Here is a 19,564-nt window from a genome sequence, read left to right as displayed (position 1 = left end):
TTAAAATAAATCTTTAATGTTTATTATTAAATTAAGAAATTTTTTAATTACAATCAGTTAGTAATCATTATTATAAGGATTATATTCATACGGCAAAAGTAAGCCAAACTAACCTTCTGACGATGATATCAATAAAAATATAAAGTAGAGTAGATTAATACGCCAACCAGAGTTGGCGTATTGATTATGATTAAGCTTCGTTCCAACTGTCTCTTAATCCCACTGTTCGATTAAATACTAAATTATCTTCAGTGGCATATTTACTATCAAGACAAAAATAACCTTCACGTTCAAATTGATAAGCTTGTTCTGCTTCAGCTTTTTGCAAACTAGGTTCAACAAACCCATGTTTAATAATTAATGAATTTGGATTGATAGTTGATAAAAAGTCCTCTGCACTACCTGGATTTGGAGTATTAAATAGCCGGTCATAAAGACGAATTTCAGCTGGCTTAGAAAATTTAGCTGACACCCAGTGAATAACTCCTTTAACTTTACGTCCATCTTCAGGATTTTTATTTAATGTGGCAGGATCATAACTACAATAAATAGTTTGAATATTACCGTCCGCATCTTTTTCAACACGCTCTGCTCGTATCACATAAGCATTACGCAAGCGAACTTCTTTACCTAATACTAAACGCTTATAATTTTTATTAGCTTCTTCCCTAAAATCAGCTCGATCTATATAAATTTCACGCGTGAATGTCACTTCTCGATGACCTAATTCTGGGCGATTAGGGTGATTTGGCATGCTAAGTACTTCATCTAGTGTTTCCGAAAAGTTTTCAATGACAACTTTAACAGGATCCAGTACCGCCATTGCTCGTGGCGCATTTTCATTGAGATCTTCACGAATACAGAACTCAAGTGTACTCATTTCAACGGTATTTTCTTGTTTAGTTACACCAATTCGATGACAAAATTCACGAATTGATGCCGGTGTATAACCACGGCGACGCAGACCCGATACGGTAGGCATCCGAGGATCATTCCACCCGTCAACAATTTGTTCAGAAACTAACTGGGTTAATTTTCGTTTAGAAGTAATCGCATATTCAAGATTTAATCTTGAAAACTCATACTGATGCGGTCTTGCTTCAATAGTAATATTATCTAAAACCCAATCGTACAAACGACGATTATCTTGAAACTCAAGTGTACAAAGTGAATGGGTTATATTTTCAATAGCATCCGAGATACAATGTGTAAAATCATACATTGGATAAATACACCATTTATTGCCTGTTTGGTGGTGCTCAGCAAATTTTATACGATATAACACGGGATCACGCATAACAATAAATGGTGATGCCATATCGATTTTTGCTCTTAAACAAGCTTTACCTTCTGCAAATTTACCTTCTTTCATTTGGATGAATAATGCTAGGTTTTCTTCAATGCTTCGATCACGATAAGGGCTATTTTTACCTGCTTGTGTTAATGTTCCACGATATTCGCGGATTTCATCAGCAGACAACTCATCAACATAAGCAAGACCTTTATTAATCAGTTCTATTGCATATTCATATAAACGGTCAAAATAGTCAGATGAGTAACAAATTTCACCATCCCACTGGAATCCTAACCAACGAACATCTTCTTTTATAGATTCAACGTATTCGATATCTTCTTTGGCAGGATTGGTATCATCAAAGCGTAAATTACATTTACCCTGATAATCTTGCGCAATTCCGAAATTTAAACAGATAGATTTTGCATGACCAATATGTAGATAGCCATTAGGTTCAGGTGGAAAACGGGTATGGGTTGTTTTATATTTTCCAGCCGCAAGATCTGCATCAATAATTTGACGAATAAAGTTAGTTGGACGAGTTTCGTTCTCTGTCGGTAATACACCGCTCATAAAAAAACCTCTAATTATATATGTTTACTCATGACCAATTTAGAAATGAGATTTTTCTCTTTTATCATTTGACCAAAGAATATAACAAATTTTTTGTTTTTTCGAAACGTTAAAACAAGAGTTTTAAGTTATCTAAAAAATATTGTTATTTAAATCTATATCTTTCTTAATAGTTTTTGATTAAATTTTATTAAATCTGGCTTGATTATTCATCACCTGATTTTATCGAAACCACAAATCTAGCGCCCCCTAATGGACTCGTCACCACAAAGGCTTTACCGTCGTGGAATTCAGCCATTAATTTTACATAAGCAAGCCCTAACCCATATCCGCCAGTTGAACGTGTGCGGCTAGTATCAAGTCGAGCAAAAGGCATAAAAATTTTTTCACGAGCATCAAAAGGAATACCAGTCCCATCATCATCAATCTCTAAAATCACTCGATGATCCTGTTTCGTGATATTCAACACAGCTTTATGTGCAGCATATTTAAACGCATTGAGTAGTAAATTTTTGACAATAGTTTCAGCCAAATTAGTATCAATTTTGGCTTCTACATCTTGACTATTACAAACTAGCTCAAACCCTTCTGGTTTAAATAGTGCTAATGATTGACAAACTTTTTCGCCCCATTCTTTCAACGATACATTAGTAAGATTTAATTCGATGTTACTCTGCTGCATTTTGAAATAATTCAAGCTGGCATTAATTAGCGTTTCAAGTTCGTCAATATCATCGCTCATCCCTTTTTGCAGTAATGCTTTTTCATGCTCATCAGTAGACTCTTCAAGCATACTTAACTCAAATCGCATCCGTGCAAGTGGCGTGCGTAGTTCATGAGCCATAGCATGAGAAATCGTTTGATTAGTACTAACTAAATGTTCTATGTGAGTCCCCATGTTATTGAGTACATTAGCTAACGGTTTGAATAACCAACCTTTCACATTTTCAGTGCGTGCTTTTAAATTTCCCTGCCCCAATTGCTCTGCGGTTTGACGAATATTAACCAGATCTTTCCAAACAGCACTGAAAGCAAAATAGATTAAAATAAAAAAGATAATGGCACTAAACAAAGCCCAAATAATAAGAAATACACTTAACGACATGGTATTCGATTCTAATATATCGCGCATTAAAATCGGACCTAATTGCAATAGATGTCCATCTTTTAAATCAATATAGACAACCTCATCATCACCATCATAAGCAAAACTAAGTTTTTCTAGCTCTTTTTTAACCGAATAAGATAAGATAGTATTTGCTGGTAGTATTTTTATTGGATAACCAAATGAAGGCTGCAATTCATTCACTACATCTTGCAATGGACGTTGCTTATTTTCATCAATGTGTTTACGAATTAAGTTGACAGTTCCGCGTTGAGATTCACGAAAAACAATATGATCATCGGGCATATCAGTTAATGATGAAGGTAATGAGTCAAATACCAATAATGCACCATAAGCAATAATACATTGTAACGAAAGCAAAATAACAAGGTAAAAGACGATGCGGCGATTGAAAAATAGCGGTTTAGCTAATAATTGTTTCAATGATTTTCCCCTTCACGCATAAATAAATAGCCTTTTCCACGCACTGTTTTAATCCGTGATGAGTTGTCAGGATCATCTAGTAATTTGCGCCGTAATCGAGAAATGCGCGCGTCAATAGAACGATCGCTACCGTCAAAATCAATACCTCTTACTTGGGAAAATATGTCGTCTCGAGATAAAATCTTACCGGCGTTATTTGCTAATAACCAAAGTAAATCAAATTCTGCCGTAGTCAAATCGATATCTTGCCCATCTAATAACACTCTTCGATTTTCACCATCAATAACTAAATTATCAAAGACCAGAGTATTATTGTTAAACGAAGTTATTAGTTCCTTATAGCTTTCTTTATCGGTTTCGATCTGTTTTCGTCGCAACAATGCGCGAATACGAGCAAGTAATAACCGCGGTTCTACAGGTTTAGCTAAATAATCATCTGCACCTAACTCTAAACCGACAATTTCATCAATGTTGTCTTCACTCGCGGTCATAATCAAAATATAGTTTGTAAACCACGAACGTATATCTCGACATATATCAAATCCAGATTTTTCTGGCAGCATGACATCTAAAATAACTAAATCAGGGTTGATCTGTTGTATTTTTTCTTCGGCACCGGCACCACTATTATGCCAATCAACCATATACCCTTGACGAATTAGATAAACTTGGATTAAATTGGCTAATCTTTCATCATCTTCGATGATTAATATACGTTCACTCATTTTCGGTTCTCTTTACCGTATAATGTGTACTTCATTTACCTTATTATACAGGTAAATGAAGCCTCGTTACAAAAGATATACAAAGAGCCTACAAAGTTTACTAGCACTATATGAGAGAATTGGCGCCAATATCTATAACTAAGCAATTTTTACGTTAACTATGAATACTTTTTCATCAATTACTAATCACCTTTTTCAGCCATCTTATACTCACCACCAAAACCCTATTATTTTATGTGATTTTGATGGCACAATTAGTGTTAAAGATGTTACTGATACTTTACTTAGCCAATTCGGTCAAGATGGTTGTGATGAACTTGAGGAATTATGGGTTAGTGGCAAAATCGGCTCTCAAGAATGTATGAGTAAACAGATTGCATTAATGGATGCTAGTCTGGAGGAACTCAATCAAGCATTAGCAAAAATTGAAATTGATGATAATTTTAAAGCATTTATTAATTACACCGAAAAAAATCATATTCCAGTTCATGTAGTTAGTGACGGCTTAGATTATGCTATCCAATTTGTCTTAAAACGTCATGGTATTGAGCATCTACCTATTTATGCCAATAAGTTAATGCATAATAATCAACGAAGTTGGCGCCTAGAGTTCCCATTTGCCAATAAGGATTGTATTAAACAAAGTGGTAACTGCAAATGCAATCATGTTAAACAACAGCAACATTTCCCTCAGATACTATATGTTGGTGATGGTACTTCTGATTTTTGCGTTTCTCATCATGTCGATCTGGTTTTCGCCAAAGATAAGTTGATTAATTACTGTGAAAAAAACAATATTAAGCACAGTGCTATTGAGAGCTTTGCTGATGTAACCGCAGCATTAAAACAGATGCAACAAACACTAATTCCAGTCATGGCGGTAAAATAAAGGAATAATAATGAGTACAATTGAAGATTTATCTTATTTTTTACCTGGTAATAAAAATGGCGTGCTATTAATTCACGGTTTAACTGGTACACCAAATGAAATGCGTATTTTAGCCAATGGTTTACATAAAGCTGGATTTACTGTGTATGCAATACAGCTAGCTGGTCACTGTGGTACAGAAGCAGATCTATGTAAAACAACTTGGCAAGATTGGTATAAAAGTGTTCAAGATGGTGCTGATTATTTAGCTCAACATGTTGATAATCTGTTTGTCGCAGGTTTATCTATGGGCGCATTATTAGCGTTAAAATTAGCTGCCGATCGTCCCAATCAAGTGAAAGGTGTTGGTGTTTTAGCGCCTACATTTTCTTATGATGGCTGGAGCATGCCATTTTGGGCTAAAAAATTCTTCTTTTTATTAGTCTATTTCAAAAAACTTGGTATTTTTCAAAAAGTATCTTTTATTGAAAAACCACCTTATGGCCTTAAGGATGAACGGATTCGAGCCGTTGTATCTGAAAGTATGTTAAGTGGTGATGCAGCATCTGCTGGATTGGCAGGTAACCCTTTCCCAGCTTTAGCTGAAATGCAGTTATTGGCTAAACATATGCGTCAGGAGTTACCTAAAGTTACCTCGCCGTGTTTAATTATGCATTCAGGTAATGATGACATTGCCAATATTGAAACAAATGCAAAATTAGTTGAAAAACACGTCTCTGGTCCAAAACAGTTAATTGTATTAAATGATAGTTACCATTTAATTACTATTGATAGCCAACGCCGAGAAGTGATTAAAGAATGTGCTTCATTTTTTAATAATCTTGCAGAAGGAAATTAAACATAATGTCATCTTTAGTTATTTTTCTTTGGGTTAGTAATATCTGTTTTGATACTTTAGGACAAGTTGCCTTTAAATATGCCGCAATATCACCGACCAATCGAGATGGTTGGTACTATTGGTTGGATTTGGCTAAAAATCATTGGATTTGGGTAGGAATAGCCTCTTACATTGCCGAATTTTTATTGTGGCTAGCCTTTTTAACCTTAGTGCCACTTTCTCAAGGCGTGTTACTCGCTTCATTCAATATTATTACTATCATGTTAGTCGGTCGAATTCTTTTCAAAGAATTACTCACCCTTTATCGCATTATTGGCATGTTATTAATAACTGCTGGTGTTATTTTTGTGGGGATGTCTTAATATGGCTAAGTTTTATTTGATTGGTTTTACCGTATTATTAATGTTTGATACCATTGCCCAGTGCAGCTTTAAATTGGCGGCTGAGCATGCACAACCTCTTGCGATGAGTGTTGAATGGATTATTAGGGTTTTTTCTGGCCATTGGATCTATGTATCAATTGCAGGTTATATTTTTACTTTCTTCACTTGGATGACTTTATTAAAAAAAGCGCCTGTCGGACCTGCTTTTGCGGCGTCTCATTTCGAGGTCGTCACGGTAATGATCGCATCAGTTTGGTTATTTAATGAACCAATAACATTATTTAAGTTAATCGGAACAATATTGATTGTTTCAGGAATTATGTTTCTAGCATTGGCAGAAAGTAAACTAACTAATAAAAACATTCATAATAGTTATTAATCAAATCTAAATCAAAAATCAAGCCTAGCTATATTTCATTGAAGAATAACAGAGTAACAATACTAGGCTTTTAAAGCATTTAATAATGTTAAATTGAGTTGATGTTGTTCTTGTTGCCAATCATTTAAGTTCTCTAAGGATATTTCTGGTTGTTTATCTAATGAACTAAGCAATCGTTTAAACCAACTTTTCGGTTGCCATATTGATAATTCACCAGTGATATCACTACCAATAATTCGTGGTTTAATTGAGGAAATAGTATCCAATAAGTGATAAGTTTGCAGTTTTCCTTGATCCCAATTAGTATGAATAACCTCTTCACTTAATACGTCTTTATCTATCGATAAATATATTGGCTTAGTATTACGATATTGCTCAGATAAAAACTGGGTAATCAAATCATCAGGCGAATCAAAATGACGAAAAGCATGATTTAAACCAATTCTTTTCGCCCAAGAAACATTGACATCTAAGCTCCAATAAGTCAATTTTTTATGAAATAGCGGTGACCATCTATTTTCCCAAAAATGCCATAAGCCAATATCATTTGAGGTTATGCCTAACACATGGACATGACTTACGAATGGTAAACTTGCTACATAGCTCACCCATGAGCCACAGTGAACACCAAATAGATAACGCATATTGTCTGGATGATTATCAAAAATAATCACTTCAATTGGATTATCTGCTGAATATTGCTTAGCAAGTTGCTCAATAAGTAATAACGAAATATGATGATAATCACCGCTCCCCATCAATACTGTGCCATAGTTTTCTGGTAATGCTTGTTGTAATTGCATTTTAAATTTTTGGAAATTTTTTTCATTACAACCAAAACGAATTACATCTTGCCACTGCGTGAAATCAATCGTTTTAGCGTCATTAATTTCACCTACGCTTTGATCAAAATTAAGGATAACCGGCAATGTCATGCTACTTTCTCCTTATCGGTTTCAAAATGGCCTATTAATTTACGTAAAATTACTCTTAACAGAGGATTTCGAATATAAACTAGATGTTTGGTTAAAGTAAAACTAGCACCTAACGAAGCTTTAACTTCGGGATCTGTCCAACCGGCGACATAACTACTTAGTTTCTGTTGTAACGCATATTCAAGATTAACAAACCAGCTAACAAAATAGAGATTCAATTCCCGTGCCTGCGGATAAACCATACCAATATACTTATCAATTAGAACATTATTCACCACAAAACAGATGTTATAACCAATTAATTGGCCATCATAGTGATAAGTGAAAATACGCCCATTTGCTGCTTTACTTTGCAGTAATTGGATAAAAAATGGTTTGGTTAATAAATCAAAATGGACTTCACTTTGTTCATATACATTAAGATAAAGCTGATAATATAAATCAAGATTGGCATCATCAAAAAAACAGTCATCACCAGTTTGTAAAATGTTAATCTCTAATTTTTCACGAGATTTCAGTTTTCTTCTTAAATTCTTACGACGGCTATATGATAATTTTGCCAAAAAGTCATTTATCGATTCGAAATCGATTGGAACCCACGCTAAAGCTTGTCCTTCAACCTCAATAAAACCATTATCTTTTAATGAACCAATAACCTGTTTAGAATATTGATTATCCTGCTTACTAAGTAAAGGTGAGTCAGAAGGTAAATCTTTCACAATAGTAAAAGGATATTTCTTTGCATACGCCGTTTTAACATTATCAGCTAATTGCTGCGCATTCACTTTATCAGTTAACAAGCTGTATTCAGAAACTGTCGTTCCGACAAAACATGTTCTTGGTTGTAACCAATGTCGCCATTTCCGATAAAAAGGTAATTTATGAACTTTATGTTTAAAATCATCATCGGCAGTTGTGAGCAAATCAAACTTAGCAGAAAAAGCAGGTACACCATCTTCACTCATCCAGCTCGTAAATTCCTGTGGTGGATGAGAAATAAAATTATTGATTAGTTCATTTGGTTCTAGTTGATTGATATATCGCATAACTTTCTATAAAGGATCGGGTATAACTAGAATCCCGCTAACACATATTAGCGGGATTATTTTGCTTTAAGACTTAAAGTTCTTTTTTAGCTCGAGTAATTAATTGGTCAAGTAATTCAATACCTTGATCGATTTCTTGACGAGTAATATGTAATGAAGGAGCAAAAGTGATAACATTTTTATAATAACCACCAATATCAAGCACCAAGCCCATTTTATTACCTTTCCAATCAAGATCCCCTGACATACCAATATCAACCATTTTATCAACTAATGCTTTGTTAGCTGTAAAACCGTCATCGGTACAAATCTCAGCACGTAGTGCAAGACCTAAGCCATCAACCTCACCAATTTCTTTATGTTTCTTCTCAAGTGTTTTTAATCCTTCAAGGAAGTATGCACCACTTTCCATCACCATTTTTTCGTAATCGGTTTCTGAAGTCATTTTTAATACTTCTAAACCAACCGCAGTACCTAATGGATTTGAAGCAAAAGTTGAATGTGTTGAACCAACTGGGAATACTTCAGGATTAATTAACTCTTCTCGAGCCCATAATCCTCCAAGTGGATTTAAACCATTAGTTAATGCTTTAGCGAACACAACTACATCAGGTTTAACATCAAAGTGTTCGATTGACCATAGTTTACCAGTACGATAAAAGCCCATCTGAATTTCATCAACGACTAATAAAATACCATATTGATCTAAAACTTTTTTCAGACCTTTAAAGTAGTTACGAGGAGGAACAATATAACCACCTGTTGCTTGTAAAGGTTCGGCATAGAAAGCAGCATATTCAGCTTGTCCAACTTTTGGATCCCAAACTCCGTGATATTCAGTTTCAAATAAACGAGCAAACTCAGCAACTAAGTGTTCACCATACTCTTCAGCGGTCATTCCTTTAGGACGACGGAACGGATATGGGAATGGAACAAACATTGCGCGATCACCAAAGTGACCATAACGGCGACGATAACGATAACTTGAGGTAATTGAAGATGCCCCCAAAGTACGCCCATGGTAACCACCTTGGAAAGCAAACATTAGTGATTTACCGCCGGTAGCATTACGCACTACTTTTAATGAATCTTCAATACATTGTGAACCACCAACATTAAAATGCACACGGCCTTGGTAACCAAATCGTTTTTCCATACCTTGAGCAATCGTTTTTGCTAATTCAATTTTAGTTGGATGAAGATACTGACTTGCACATTGCGGTAAAGTATCGATTTGTTTTTTAAGTACATTATTTAGACGCTCATTGGCATAACCAAAGTTACAAGCTGAGTACCACATTTGTAAATCAAGAAAGGCTTTACCTTCTTTATCATACATGTAGCTACCTTCACAGCCATCAAAAATCTTCGGTGGTTCAACGTAATGCACGGTATCACCAAATGAGCAATATTTTGCTTCATCAGCTAATAATACTGCGTCGTCAGGGCGACTGTTAATCATTTCTTTAGTTGGTTTACTCATAATTTATCTCACTAATCCATATTCAAATATGACAAAATGTGGCATTATTATCGGAGAAAAGTGATTGTAACAATGTACAATTACTGTATAGATTTTGTGACGACAGACTTGAGATAAAGAAATCACAATAGCTCTCGTAAACCATATCACTATGAATAGGTATTAAAATGAAAAGAATAAGCTGTATAATTTCGCTATTATCAATGTGTTCTCTAGGATATACGCAAATTGTATCAGCAGAATCTAACTCATTGGGAATCGGTCTAGGTTGGTCAACTTCACCATATAAAAGTTATAGTTCAAACTACTATCCTATACCACACATTGATTATGACAATGGCTCGTTTTTTATTGATGATCTTTCTGCTGGAGTTTATGCACTCAATGATGATAATCAAAGTCTATCCTTTGGCGCTCGCTATTTAGCTAATGAATTTAAACCTCACGATTCTGATAATCATAAACTAAAACAGCTTGATAGCCGCCACTCAACCCTACTTGCTGATATTGAATATTCACTTAATACCAATTGGGGGATTTTTTCTAGTAGTATTGGCGCTGATATCCTTGATAATAGTAATAGTATTTTAGTTAATGCTGATTATACTGTGCCTTATATTGAAAATAATTTGATTGTTGCACCAACTATCGGTATAAATTGGGCAAATAATAAACATAATGACTATTATTATGGGATTTCGCACAAAGAATCTGCACGTTCAGGCTTAGGTTATTTCAATGCTGATAGCTCTTTTACGCCTTACTTTGAAATTGCGGCTCAATATTCGTTAACAGATAATATTGCAACCTTTGGTGGAGTCCATATTGATAAACTAACAGGCGATGCAGCCGATAGCCCAATGGTTGATGATAGTACGGTAACATCTATTTATATGGGTGTATCTTATAAATTTTAAAGAATTTTTTATCAAATCTTATTACTAAGGCGATAATATATCATCGTCTATGAAATTTTATTATAAATCGTTATGATAAAATAAACTTCATAAAGCAAATTTTTGGAAATATAACACTATGCTTTGGTTTAAAAACGCAATTATTTACCAACTTAATAATGACAATTTACTTGATAAACAAACTATTGAACAAGCGCTTAAATCGGCTTCATTTTCGCCGTGCGGTAATTTAGATACCACTAAGATGGGATGGGTTTCGCCTTATAATGATAATAACTTAGATAATTTCATTATTGATATGCAAGGACATTTACTGTTACGGATTAAAAAAGAAACTAAAATATTACCAGCGCCAGTAATTAAACAAGCACTAATTGATAAAATTGATAAACAAGAGAAAGCATTAAGTCGAAAACTCAGTAAAAATGAGAAAGCGACATTAAAAGATGAAGTGATGATCGATTTAATGCCTAGAGCATTTAGTAAATATAACCATTATTGGTTATGGATCGATACTGAAAATAAAAGAATTATTATTGATTGTAGTAGTTTTAAACTAGCTGAAGATATTTTAGCAATTTTACGTAAAGAGCTAGGATCTTTAGCATTAATCCCATTATCAATTGATAAACCACTTGAAAAGATAATGACCACTTGGGTTAAAGAAAAGTTAAATTTCCCTCCTTTTATACTAGGTGATGAAGCTGAATTAAAAGATCCACTGGAAGGTAATGGAATTATTAACTGTAAAAACCAAGATATTACTAGCGACGAAATGTTAGTTCATTTAGATTCTGGTAAATGGGTAACCAAACTTAAAATTATTGATGAACGTGGTATCAACTTTATTATAAACCCAGACTTTACATTGAAAAAAGTAAAATTTGATTCTATTATAATGGACGAAAATGAAGATATTGGTTCTGATGAGTTTGATAAACGACTTGAAGCGGATTTTTACATTATGGCCAATACTTTATCTAACTCTATAAATGATTTATATATTACAGTTAATAAAATTGGTTAATGCCAATTAAAGTTATTTAATTTTTAAAATGTAGGATTATTCTATCTAGCTTTGCGCAATTTATGTGCTATAATTAAAGCTAGATTATGTGTAACATAATTATTAGTAATATCTATTTATAAGAAGTAAATTTAAACAATAAAATCAAATTAAACAACGTCTATAACAAATAAGTTGAGGCAAAAAATGAAAAAAACGACTCTAGCTCTAGCAATTGCAGTTGCAAGTTTAACCGCTACTGCCGCTAATGCAGCATATGAAGACAACACTTTTTATACAGGTGCTAAATTAGGTTGGTCAGAACTTTATAAATTAGATGCAAAAAAAGTTCGTGCTTTTGATGATGTAAGTATAAAAACATCTAATCGCAGTAATGTTGCTGGCGGTGCATTCTTAGGTTTCCAAGCTAATCCTTACTTAGCATTTGAATTAGGTTATGACTGGTTAGGTTCAGCTAAATACAAAAGATCTTTTCATTATGCAGGTAAAGGATACGATTTAGGAAAAAGTAAAGTTTCTGCTCAAGGCGTTTCTTTAACTGGTAAATTAAGTTATCCATTATCATTTATCTCTGACGATTTAGATATCTATGGTCGTGCAGGTGGAATGGTAACTATCGCTAAATGGAAAAATGGTGGTTTGACTAAAGATCTTTATGGTAAAGGCGGTACAAAAACAGATTTATCACCTGTTTACGCATTAGGTCTTGATTATCGTCTTAACGAAGACTTCTCAACTCGTTTAGAGTATCAATATGTTCAACATATTCATACTAAAACTGATGCATCTCCAGACGCAGGTACTGTTAGCTTAGGTATCACTTACCGTTTAGGTTCACCAGCGGTTGCAGCTCCAGTTGAAATCAAAACTGAAGTAAACCGTTATGTGTTAAATGAAGATGTGTTATTTGCTTATGCAAAAGCTGACTTAAAAGCAGAAGGTCGCCAAGCACTTGATAACTTATTAGCAACTCTTGTTAAAATTAACCCATCTGAAAGTGCTATCGTAGTAATTGGTCACACTGACCGTATTGGTTCTGATAACTACAACCAAAAACTTTCAGAACGTCGTGCTCACACTGTATTAAACTACTTAGTACAAAAAGGTGTACCAGCTGAAATCATCTCTTCACGTGGTATGGGTAAATCACAACCAGTTACTGGTACTAAATGTAATGCACTTCGTGGCGCTGACTTAAAAGCATGTTTAGCACCAGATCGTCGTGTTGAAATTGAAGTTAAAGCACGTAACGTTCAAGAAGTTCAAGTAATTGATCAAACAAAATAATAATTGTTGATTAATGATATCTGTTAAAACCCAGCTTAAAGCTGGGTTTTTTATTTATACCTTTTGTTAATTAATAAATTATATCTTGTTTTTAAGCTATAAATTATCCACAAAAAAGATTATAATTATCGCAATATTGTTAGTATCCTAGTTAAAGGAGTAGCCGTGCCTACTGCAATTTGGCAAGATTGTCTTTCTCAATTACAAGAGGCCCTTCCAACAACAGAGTTCAACTTATGGATTCGCCCGTTGCAAGCAGAAATGATTGAGAATAAACTTTATATTTATGCGCCCAATAGATTTGTATTAGATTGGGTCAAAAATAAATATTTAACGACTATTTCACAGCTATTAAATACACTTTTAGGTAATGATTCTTTAAAATTATATCTTGAAGTCGGCTCCACTCTGTCAGTAGAAAAAAAATCTGAATTTAATCAATCTAAGCCTGATATTGCCCCAGCTTGGAAAACAACCAAAGAAAGCAATAGTAACCACACATATTATTCAGGAATTAATCATAAACATACATTTAATAGTTTTGTTGAAGGTAAATCTAACCAACTTGCTGTAGCTGCAGCAAAACAAGTCGCTGAAAACCCAGGAAAAGCTTATAACCCATTATTTTTATATGGATCAACTGGGTTAGGTAAAACCCATTTATTACATGCAGTTGGTAATGAAATCATAGTCGGCAAAGCCAATGCTAAAGTGGTTTATATGCACTCAGAACGCTTTGTGCAAGATATGGTAAAAGCACTACAAAATAATGCTATTGAAGAATTCAAAAATTATTATCGTTCGGTTGACGCACTACTTATTGATGATATCCAATTTTTTGCTAATAAAGAACGATCTCAAGAAGAATTTTTTCATACCTTCAACTCATTATTGGAAGGTAATCAACAAATAATCTTAACTTCTGATCGTTATCCTAAAGAAATTAATGGTGTTGAGGATCGTTTAAAATCGAGATTTGGTTGGGGGTTAACCATTGCTATCGAGCCACCTGAGCTTGAAACTCGAGTTGCGATTCTAATGAAAAAAGCGGAAGAAAATAATATAAAACTACCTGAAGAGGTAGCATTTTTCATTGCTAAACGTTTGCGTTCCAACGTGCGTGAATTAGAAGGAGCATTGAATCGTGTGATAGCCAATGCCAATTTTACAGGTAAATCTATCACTATTGATTTTGTAAAAGATGCTTTGAAAGATTTACTTGCCTTGCAAGAAAAATTGATTACTATTGAAAATATTCAAAAAACGGTTGCTGAATATTATAAAATCAAAGTTTCTGATTTATTATCAAAACGTCGCTCTCGTTCAGTTGCAAGACCAAGACAGGTCGCTATGGCTTTAGCAAAAGAGTTGACGAATAAGAGCCTTCCAGAGATTGGAGATGGTTTCGGCGGTAGGGATCACACAACTGTATTACATGCTTGCCGAAAAATTGCAGAATTGAAAGAAGAAAGCAATGATATTAAAGAGGATTATTCCAATTTAATTAGAACATTATCAACTTAAAAAAGAATTAACACTATGAAATTTATTATAGATCGTGAAAAACTTATTAAGCCCTTACAGCTTGTTAGCGCACCGTTAAGCAGTCGCCCTACTTTACCTATTTTAGGTAATTTATTATTACAAGTTATTGATAATACATTATCAATGACCGGAACCGATTTAGAGATTGAGATGATATCTCATCTTCCTTTAACCGAACCTTGTGAGCCAGGGGCAACAACTGTTCCCGCAAGAAAGTTCCTCGATATTTGTCGAAATCTACCAAGTAATGCCCAAATTTCGATAAGCGTTGACGATAACCGATTAATTATTCAGTCTGGACGTAGCAAATTTTCCTTAGCCACATTACCTGCGACAGATTTTCCTAATTTAGAAAATTGGCAAAGTGATGTTGATCTATCCATACCACAAAAGACAATCAAACGACTTATTGATGCAGTCCAATTTTCAATGGCGAATCAAGATGTAAGATATTATTTAAATGGTATGTTATTTGAGATCGAAGATGGATTATTAAAAACCGTTGCGACAGATGGTCATCGTTTAGCTGTGTGTGCTCAACCCGTAGGTCAAAATATCGCGGAATCTTGTTCAGTTATTTTACCTAGAAAAGGGGTAATAGAACTAGCTAAACTGGTTAGTGACAATGATGAGCTGGTAAATATGCAGATTGGCAATAATAATTTACGTGTTAATCTTGGTGATTTTACCTTTACTTCAAAACTTATTGATGGAAGATTTCCTGATTATAAACGAGTGATGCCTCGTAATCCGGACAAACCACTTGAAGTATCATGCGAAGAGCTTAGAAATGCATTATCACGAGTGGCAATTCTTTCAAACGAAAAATTCCGTGGTATAAGATTATATGTACATAACAACCAAATAAAAATCACAGCAAATAATCCTGAACAAGAAGAAGCGGAAGAGGTGATTGATGTAAAATATGAATCACAAGAGCTTGAAATTGGCTTTAATGTGACTTATTTATTAGATATATTAAACACACTAAAATGTGATAGCGTACAATTATTATTAACAGATGCAACATCTAGTGTGCAAATTGAAGATATCAATAATCAATCGGCTACTTATGTTGTTATGCCAATGCGCTTATAATAAATAAATAAATAAATAACTATCTATCAAACTTCCGGTTTCGGCCGGAAATTTTACCAACATGACTCTTTCACAAATCAAAATCCACAATTTTCGAAACATTGATTATGCTGAATTATCATTATCAAATCATTTCAATTATATAGTTGGTGATAATGGTAGTGGAAAAACCAGTCTACTTGAGGCTATTTATATGCTTGGCCATGGCCGAGCATTTAGACATATTCAATCAAATAGAATCATACAACATGAAAAGCCTGAGTTAGTTTTATTTAGCCAAATAGAGTCATCTCAACAAATTCGCACAATAGGATTATCAAAAACACGAAATAATGATAATACGATAAAAATCGATGGTGATGAAGGATTTCGATTAACTGACTTAGCTAAGCTATTACCTATTCAACTTATTACTCCAGAAGGATTTGATTTACTTACTGGTGGTCCAAAATATCGTCGCGCGTTTATAGACTGGGGATGTTTTCACCATTACCCAGAATTTGTATCACTATGGAACAATTTAAAACGATTATTTAAACAAAGAAATGCGTTATTAAAACAATCTTCTAACTATAATCAATTATTACCTTGGGATAAAGAACTAATACCAATTGCCGAAAAAATCAGTCAAATTAGAGCAGATTATAGTCAAAATATATTTCCGCAAATTATAGAAACTTGTCGGAATTTTTTACCGGAGTACCAACTAAATTGCCAATATTATCAAGGTTGGGAATATGGGATGAATTATTCTGATATTTTATATAAACAATTTGAGAGAGATAAATTCATTAATTACACTTCATTAGGCCCACATAAAGCCGATATAAAATTACGTATAGATAACATTCCAGTAGAAGATTTGCTATCTCGTGGACAATTAAAATTACTCATGTGTGCATTACGTTTATCACAAGGTGAATATTTTTCAGAGAAAACCGGACTATCATGTATTTATTTAATAGATGACTTTGCTTCTGAACTGGATCAAAATAAACGTAATCTATTAGCTAAGCGGTTAAAATCAGCTAAATCTCAAGTTTTTATTACTGCAGTTAATCAAGAACAAATTACCCATATGATCGATGAAAATGATAAGATTTTTCACATAAAATCTGGTATAATTTCTTAAATATATAGAATGATATAAATAATTAAACAAGTCGAGAAATCCATGTCTAACTCTTATGATTCTTCAAGCATTAAAGTACTTAAAGGACTTGATGCGGTTCGAAAACGTCCAGGAATGTATATTGGTGATACTGATGATGGTACAGGCCTTCATCATATGGTTTTTGAAGTGGTAGATAATGCCATTGATGAAGCATTAGCGGGTTATTGTCACCATATCGAAGTTACTATTCATCCAGATAATTCTGTTTCAGTACGAGATGATGGCCGAGGAATTCCTACCGGCATCCATGAAGAAGAAGGTATTTCTGCTGCAGAAGTTATTATGACCGTTTTACATGCTGGTGGTAAATTTGATGATAATTCATATAAAGTATCCGGTGGCTTGCATGGTGTAGGTGTCTCGGTTGTAAATGCATTATCGGATAAATTAGAATTAGTTATTTACCGTGAAGGTAAAATCCATAAACAAACTTATCATTTAGGCGTGCCAGAAGAACCACTTAAAGTTATTGGTGAAACGACTGAATCTGGTACTTATGTTCGCTTCTGGCCAAGCCCAGAAACTTTTTCTAATATTGAGTTTGTCTACGATCATTTGGCGAAAAGATTACGTGAGCTATCATTTTTAAATTCTGGTGTTTCAATAAAACTTACAGATGAACGAACTGGTAAAAGTGAACACTACCATTATGAAGGTGGTATTCAAGCATTTGTTGAATATTTAAATAAAAATAAAAATCCAATCCATCCAAAGATTTTTTATTTTAGTACTGAGAAAGATAATATTGGTGTCGAAGTTGCTTTACAATGGAACGACGGCTATCAAGAAAATATCTATTGTTTTACCAATAATATTCCTCAACGTGATGGCGGTACCCATTTGGCTGGTTTTCGTGGAGCAATGACGCGTACACTAAATAACTACATGGAAGCTGAGGGATACAGCAAAAAAGCTAAAATCAGTGCCACAGGCGATGATGCACGTGAAGGGCTAATTGCAGTAGTATCAGTAAAAGTGCCAGATCCTAAATTTTCATCACAAACCAAAGATAAATTGGTTTCGTCTGAAGTAAAATCAGCGGTTGAATCAGTGATGGGTGAAAAATTAGCTGAGTATTTACTGGAAAATCCATCGGATGCCAAAATTGTGGTTGGCAAAATTATTGATGCCGCTAGAGCTCGTGAAGCAGCACGAAAAGCACGAGAAATGACACGCCGTAAAGGTGCTTTAGATTTAGGTGGCTTACCAGGTAAACTAGCTGACTGTCAGGAAAAAGACCCCGCATTATCAGAACTTTACTTAGTGGAAGGGGACTCTGCGGGTGGTTCTGCAAAACAAGGACGTAACCGTAGAAATCAAGCAATTTTACCGTTAAAAGGTAAAATCCTTAATGTTGAAAAAGCCCGTTTTGACAAAATGCTTTCGTCTCAAGAAGTCGCAACTTTAATTACTGCTTTAGGTTGTGGTATTGGTCGTGATGAATATAATCCAGATAAAATGCGTTATCACAGCATTATCATCATGACCGATGCGGATGTGGATGGTTCACATATTAGAACTTTATTGTTAACCTTCTTCTACCGTCAGATGCCTGAAATTATTGAACGAGGTTATGTTTATATCGCACAACCACCACTTTATAAAGTTAAAAAAGGCAAACAAGAACAATATATTAAAGATGATGATGCAATGACTCAATTCCAAATTGCTCTAGCTTTGGAAGATGCATCACTACATGTTAATGATCATGCCCCAGCTTTAGCCGGTGAAGCTTTAGAAAAATTAATTGCTGAATACCAAAAAGTTGAAAAACTAATTACTAAAATGGAACGTCGCTATCCTCGAGCGTTGCTATCAGAATTAGTCTATCAAGAAGTATTAGATGAAGATATTTTAAAAGACCAACAAAAAGCTGAACAGTGGGCAAAATCAATTGTTGAAAAATTATCAAATAAAGAACAACATGGCAGTAGCTACCATTATAGTGCGGATTACAATGAAAAAGCAGAGTTATATATACCTGTAATCAAAGTAAGAACACATGGAGTTGATACCAGTTATGCTTTAGATCAAGTATTTATTCATAGTAATGAATACCGAAATATTTGCCATTTAGGCTCACAATTGAAAGATTTACTGGAAGAAAGTGCATTTATACAACGAGGCGAACGAAAACAACCAGTAAGCTCATTCGAAGAGGCTGTTGATTGGTTAATTCGAGAATCTCGCCGTGGATTAACTATCCAACGTTATAAAGGTTTAGGAGAAATGAACCCCGAACAACTATGGGAAACAACCATGGATCCAACCAGTCGTCGTATGTTGCAAGTAACCATTAAAGATGCAATTGAAGCAGATCAATTGTTTACTACATTAATGGGAGATGAAGTCGAACCTCGTCGACTATTTATTGAGGAAAATGCATTAAAAGCAGCTAATTTAGACTTTTAATAACGATTAT

Annotated in this window: 17 protein-coding genes; 11 read left to right on the top strand and 6 right to left on the bottom strand. The window is 34.2% G+C overall.

Translation table 11 applies throughout. The features are described 5' to 3' along the window. Positions 1-190 precede the first annotated feature (190 nt). The 3 genes from glnS to H3T56_RS06840 all read right to left on the bottom strand — a co-directional run bounded on the left by glnS (position 191) and on the right by H3T56_RS06840 (position 4,141). Entirely contained in the window at positions 191-1,867 is a 1,677-nt protein-coding gene (gene glnS / locus H3T56_RS06850; protein ID WP_198192339.1) for a glutamine--tRNA ligase, read from the bottom strand. A 205-nt stretch (positions 1,868-2,072) separates the two neighbouring features. Further along, positions 2,073-3,416, bottom strand: a complete 1,344-nt coding sequence (locus H3T56_RS06845; protein WP_198192338.1) for an ATP-binding protein — start codon at positions 3,414-3,416, stop codon at positions 2,073-2,075. Further along, a complete protein-coding gene (locus H3T56_RS06840) occupies positions 3,413-4,141 on the bottom strand; it encodes a response regulator transcription factor (RefSeq protein ID WP_198192337.1) in 729 nt (242 codons plus the stop codon). Before H3T56_RS06840 ends, H3T56_RS06845 begins: the two co-directional genes overlap by 4 nt. A gap of 160 nt (positions 4,142-4,301) precedes the next feature. On the opposite strand from H3T56_RS06840, the gene H3T56_RS06835 reads away from it, so the two are divergent. Genes H3T56_RS06835 through H3T56_RS06820 form a run of 4 tightly spaced genes read left to right on the top strand, consistent with a single transcriptional unit; the run spans position 4,302 to position 6,630 of the window. Further along, positions 4,302-5,030, top strand: coding sequence for an MtnX-like HAD-IB family phosphatase (locus H3T56_RS06835; protein WP_198192336.1), 729 nt, complete (start codon positions 4,302-4,304; stop codon positions 5,028-5,030). A 10-nt stretch (positions 5,031-5,040) separates the two neighbouring features. Then, complete coding sequence (locus H3T56_RS06830) at positions 5,041-5,868, top strand: carboxylesterase (protein WP_065651307.1); 828 nt, start codon at positions 5,041-5,043, stop codon at positions 5,866-5,868. Between the two features lie 5 nt (positions 5,869-5,873). Beyond that, positions 5,874-6,230 (top strand): EamA family transporter, encoded by a 357-nt coding sequence (locus tag H3T56_RS06825; protein WP_034901884.1) that lies wholly within the window; start codon positions 5,874-5,876, stop codon positions 6,228-6,230. A 1-nt stretch (position 6,231) separates the two neighbouring features. Continuing rightward, complete coding sequence (locus H3T56_RS06820) at positions 6,232-6,630, top strand: multidrug efflux SMR transporter (RefSeq protein WP_065577831.1); 399 nt, start codon at positions 6,232-6,234, stop codon at positions 6,628-6,630. A 62-nt stretch (positions 6,631-6,692) separates the two neighbouring features. Here the strand turns inward: H3T56_RS06820 and H3T56_RS06815 are convergent, their stop codons facing one another. From H3T56_RS06815 to H3T56_RS06805, 3 genes are all read right to left on the bottom strand, one after another. After that, on the bottom strand, positions 6,693-7,565 hold the full coding sequence (locus H3T56_RS06815; RefSeq protein WP_086321223.1) for an arginase family protein: 873 nt from the start codon (positions 7,563-7,565) through the stop codon (positions 6,693-6,695). Continuing rightward, positions 7,562-8,611: a GNAT family N-acetyltransferase gene (locus H3T56_RS06810; protein ID WP_198192335.1), complete on the bottom strand. Its 1,050-nt coding sequence runs from the start codon at positions 8,609-8,611 to the stop codon at positions 7,562-7,564. The genes H3T56_RS06815 and H3T56_RS06810 overlap by 4 nt, the downstream gene beginning before the upstream one ends. A 73-nt stretch (positions 8,612-8,684) precedes the next feature. Beyond that, positions 8,685-10,094 carry an aspartate aminotransferase family protein gene (locus H3T56_RS06805; protein WP_086361811.1) on the bottom strand — a complete coding sequence of 470 codons (1,410 nt, stop codon included), beginning with the start codon at positions 10,092-10,094 and terminating at the stop codon, positions 8,685-8,687. A 167-nt stretch (positions 10,095-10,261) separates the two neighbouring features. On the opposite strand from H3T56_RS06805, the gene H3T56_RS06800 reads away from it, so the two are divergent. The 7 genes from H3T56_RS06800 to gyrB all read left to right on the top strand — a co-directional run bounded on the left by H3T56_RS06800 (position 10,262) and on the right by gyrB (position 19,554). Then, a complete protein-coding gene (locus H3T56_RS06800) occupies positions 10,262-11,011 on the top strand; it encodes a MipA/OmpV family protein (RefSeq protein ID WP_081298796.1) in 750 nt (249 codons plus the stop codon). 118 nt (positions 11,012-11,129) lie between these two features. After that, complete coding sequence (locus H3T56_RS06795; RefSeq protein ID WP_198192334.1) at positions 11,130-12,038, top strand: recombination-associated protein RdgC; 909 nt, start codon at positions 11,130-11,132, stop codon at positions 12,036-12,038. Positions 12,039-12,224: 186 nt separating this feature from the next. Then, positions 12,225-13,325 (top strand): porin OmpA, encoded by a 1,101-nt coding sequence (gene ompA / locus H3T56_RS06790; RefSeq protein ID WP_034901896.1) that lies wholly within the window; start codon positions 12,225-12,227, stop codon positions 13,323-13,325. Between the two features lie 165 nt (positions 13,326-13,490). Then, complete coding sequence (gene dnaA, locus H3T56_RS06785; protein WP_198192333.1) at positions 13,491-14,849, top strand: chromosomal replication initiator protein DnaA; 1,359 nt, start codon at positions 13,491-13,493, stop codon at positions 14,847-14,849. A 15-nt stretch (positions 14,850-14,864) separates the two neighbouring features. Continuing rightward, positions 14,865-15,968: a DNA polymerase III subunit beta gene (gene dnaN / locus H3T56_RS06780; RefSeq protein WP_034901901.1), complete on the top strand. Its 1,104-nt coding sequence runs from the start codon at positions 14,865-14,867 to the stop codon at positions 15,966-15,968. Between the two features lie 61 nt (positions 15,969-16,029). Continuing rightward, entirely contained in the window at positions 16,030-17,100 is a 1,071-nt protein-coding gene (gene recF, locus H3T56_RS06775; protein WP_198192332.1) for a DNA replication/repair protein RecF, read from the top strand. A gap of 42 nt (positions 17,101-17,142) precedes the next feature. Further along, complete coding sequence (gene gyrB / locus H3T56_RS06770) at positions 17,143-19,554, top strand: DNA topoisomerase (ATP-hydrolyzing) subunit B (RefSeq protein ID WP_034901905.1); 2,412 nt, start codon at positions 17,143-17,145, stop codon at positions 19,552-19,554. Positions 19,555-19,564: the final 10 nt, after the last annotated feature.

This window comes from Gilliamella sp. W8123, from assembly GCF_016101085.1.
Classification (GTDB): Bacteria; Pseudomonadota; Gammaproteobacteria; order Enterobacterales; family Orbaceae; genus Gilliamella; species Gilliamella apis.
Note: the sequence above shows the minus strand (reverse complement) of the source record. Positions and strands in the feature narration are given on the sequence as shown.

Bases quoted from the DNA above. Each gene is read 5' to 3' on its own strand.
- H3T56_RS06830 (WP_065651307.1), top strand. From the start codon at position 5,041: ATGAGTACAATTGAAGATTTATCTTATTTTTTACCTGGTAATAAAAAT.
- H3T56_RS06805 (WP_086361811.1), bottom strand. From the start codon at position 10,094: ATGAGTAAACCAACTAAAGAAATGATTAACAGTCGCCCTGACGACGCA.
- H3T56_RS06795 (WP_198192334.1), top strand. From the start codon at position 11,130: ATGCTTTGGTTTAAAAACGCAATTATTTACCAACTTAATAATGACAAT.
- recF (WP_198192332.1), top strand. From the start codon at position 16,030: ATGACTCTTTCACAAATCAAAATCCACAATTTTCGAAACATTGATTAT.
- H3T56_RS06825 (WP_034901884.1), top strand. From the start codon at position 5,874: ATGTCATCTTTAGTTATTTTTCTTTGGGTTAGTAATATCTGTTTTGAT.
- ompA (WP_034901896.1), top strand. From the start codon at position 12,225: ATGAAAAAAACGACTCTAGCTCTAGCAATTGCAGTTGCAAGTTTAACC.
- H3T56_RS06820 (WP_065577831.1), top strand. From the start codon at position 6,232: ATGGCTAAGTTTTATTTGATTGGTTTTACCGTATTATTAATGTTTGAT.
- H3T56_RS06810 (WP_198192335.1), bottom strand. From the start codon at position 8,611: ATGCGATATATCAATCAACTAGAACCAAATGAACTAATCAATAATTTT.
- dnaN (WP_034901901.1), top strand. From the start codon at position 14,865: ATGAAATTTATTATAGATCGTGAAAAACTTATTAAGCCCTTACAGCTT.
- H3T56_RS06840 (WP_198192337.1), bottom strand. From the start codon at position 4,141: ATGAGTGAACGTATATTAATCATCGAAGATGATGAAAGATTAGCCAAT.
- gyrB (WP_034901905.1), top strand. From the start codon at position 17,143: ATGTCTAACTCTTATGATTCTTCAAGCATTAAAGTACTTAAAGGACTT.
- H3T56_RS06815 (WP_086321223.1), bottom strand. From the start codon at position 7,565: ATGACATTGCCGGTTATCCTTAATTTTGATCAAAGCGTAGGTGAAATT.
- H3T56_RS06835 (WP_198192336.1), top strand. From the start codon at position 4,302: ATGAATACTTTTTCATCAATTACTAATCACCTTTTTCAGCCATCTTAT.
- glnS (WP_198192339.1), bottom strand. From the start codon at position 1,867: ATGAGCGGTGTATTACCGACAGAGAACGAAACTCGTCCAACTAACTTT.
- H3T56_RS06800 (WP_081298796.1), top strand. From the start codon at position 10,262: ATGAAAAGAATAAGCTGTATAATTTCGCTATTATCAATGTGTTCTCTA.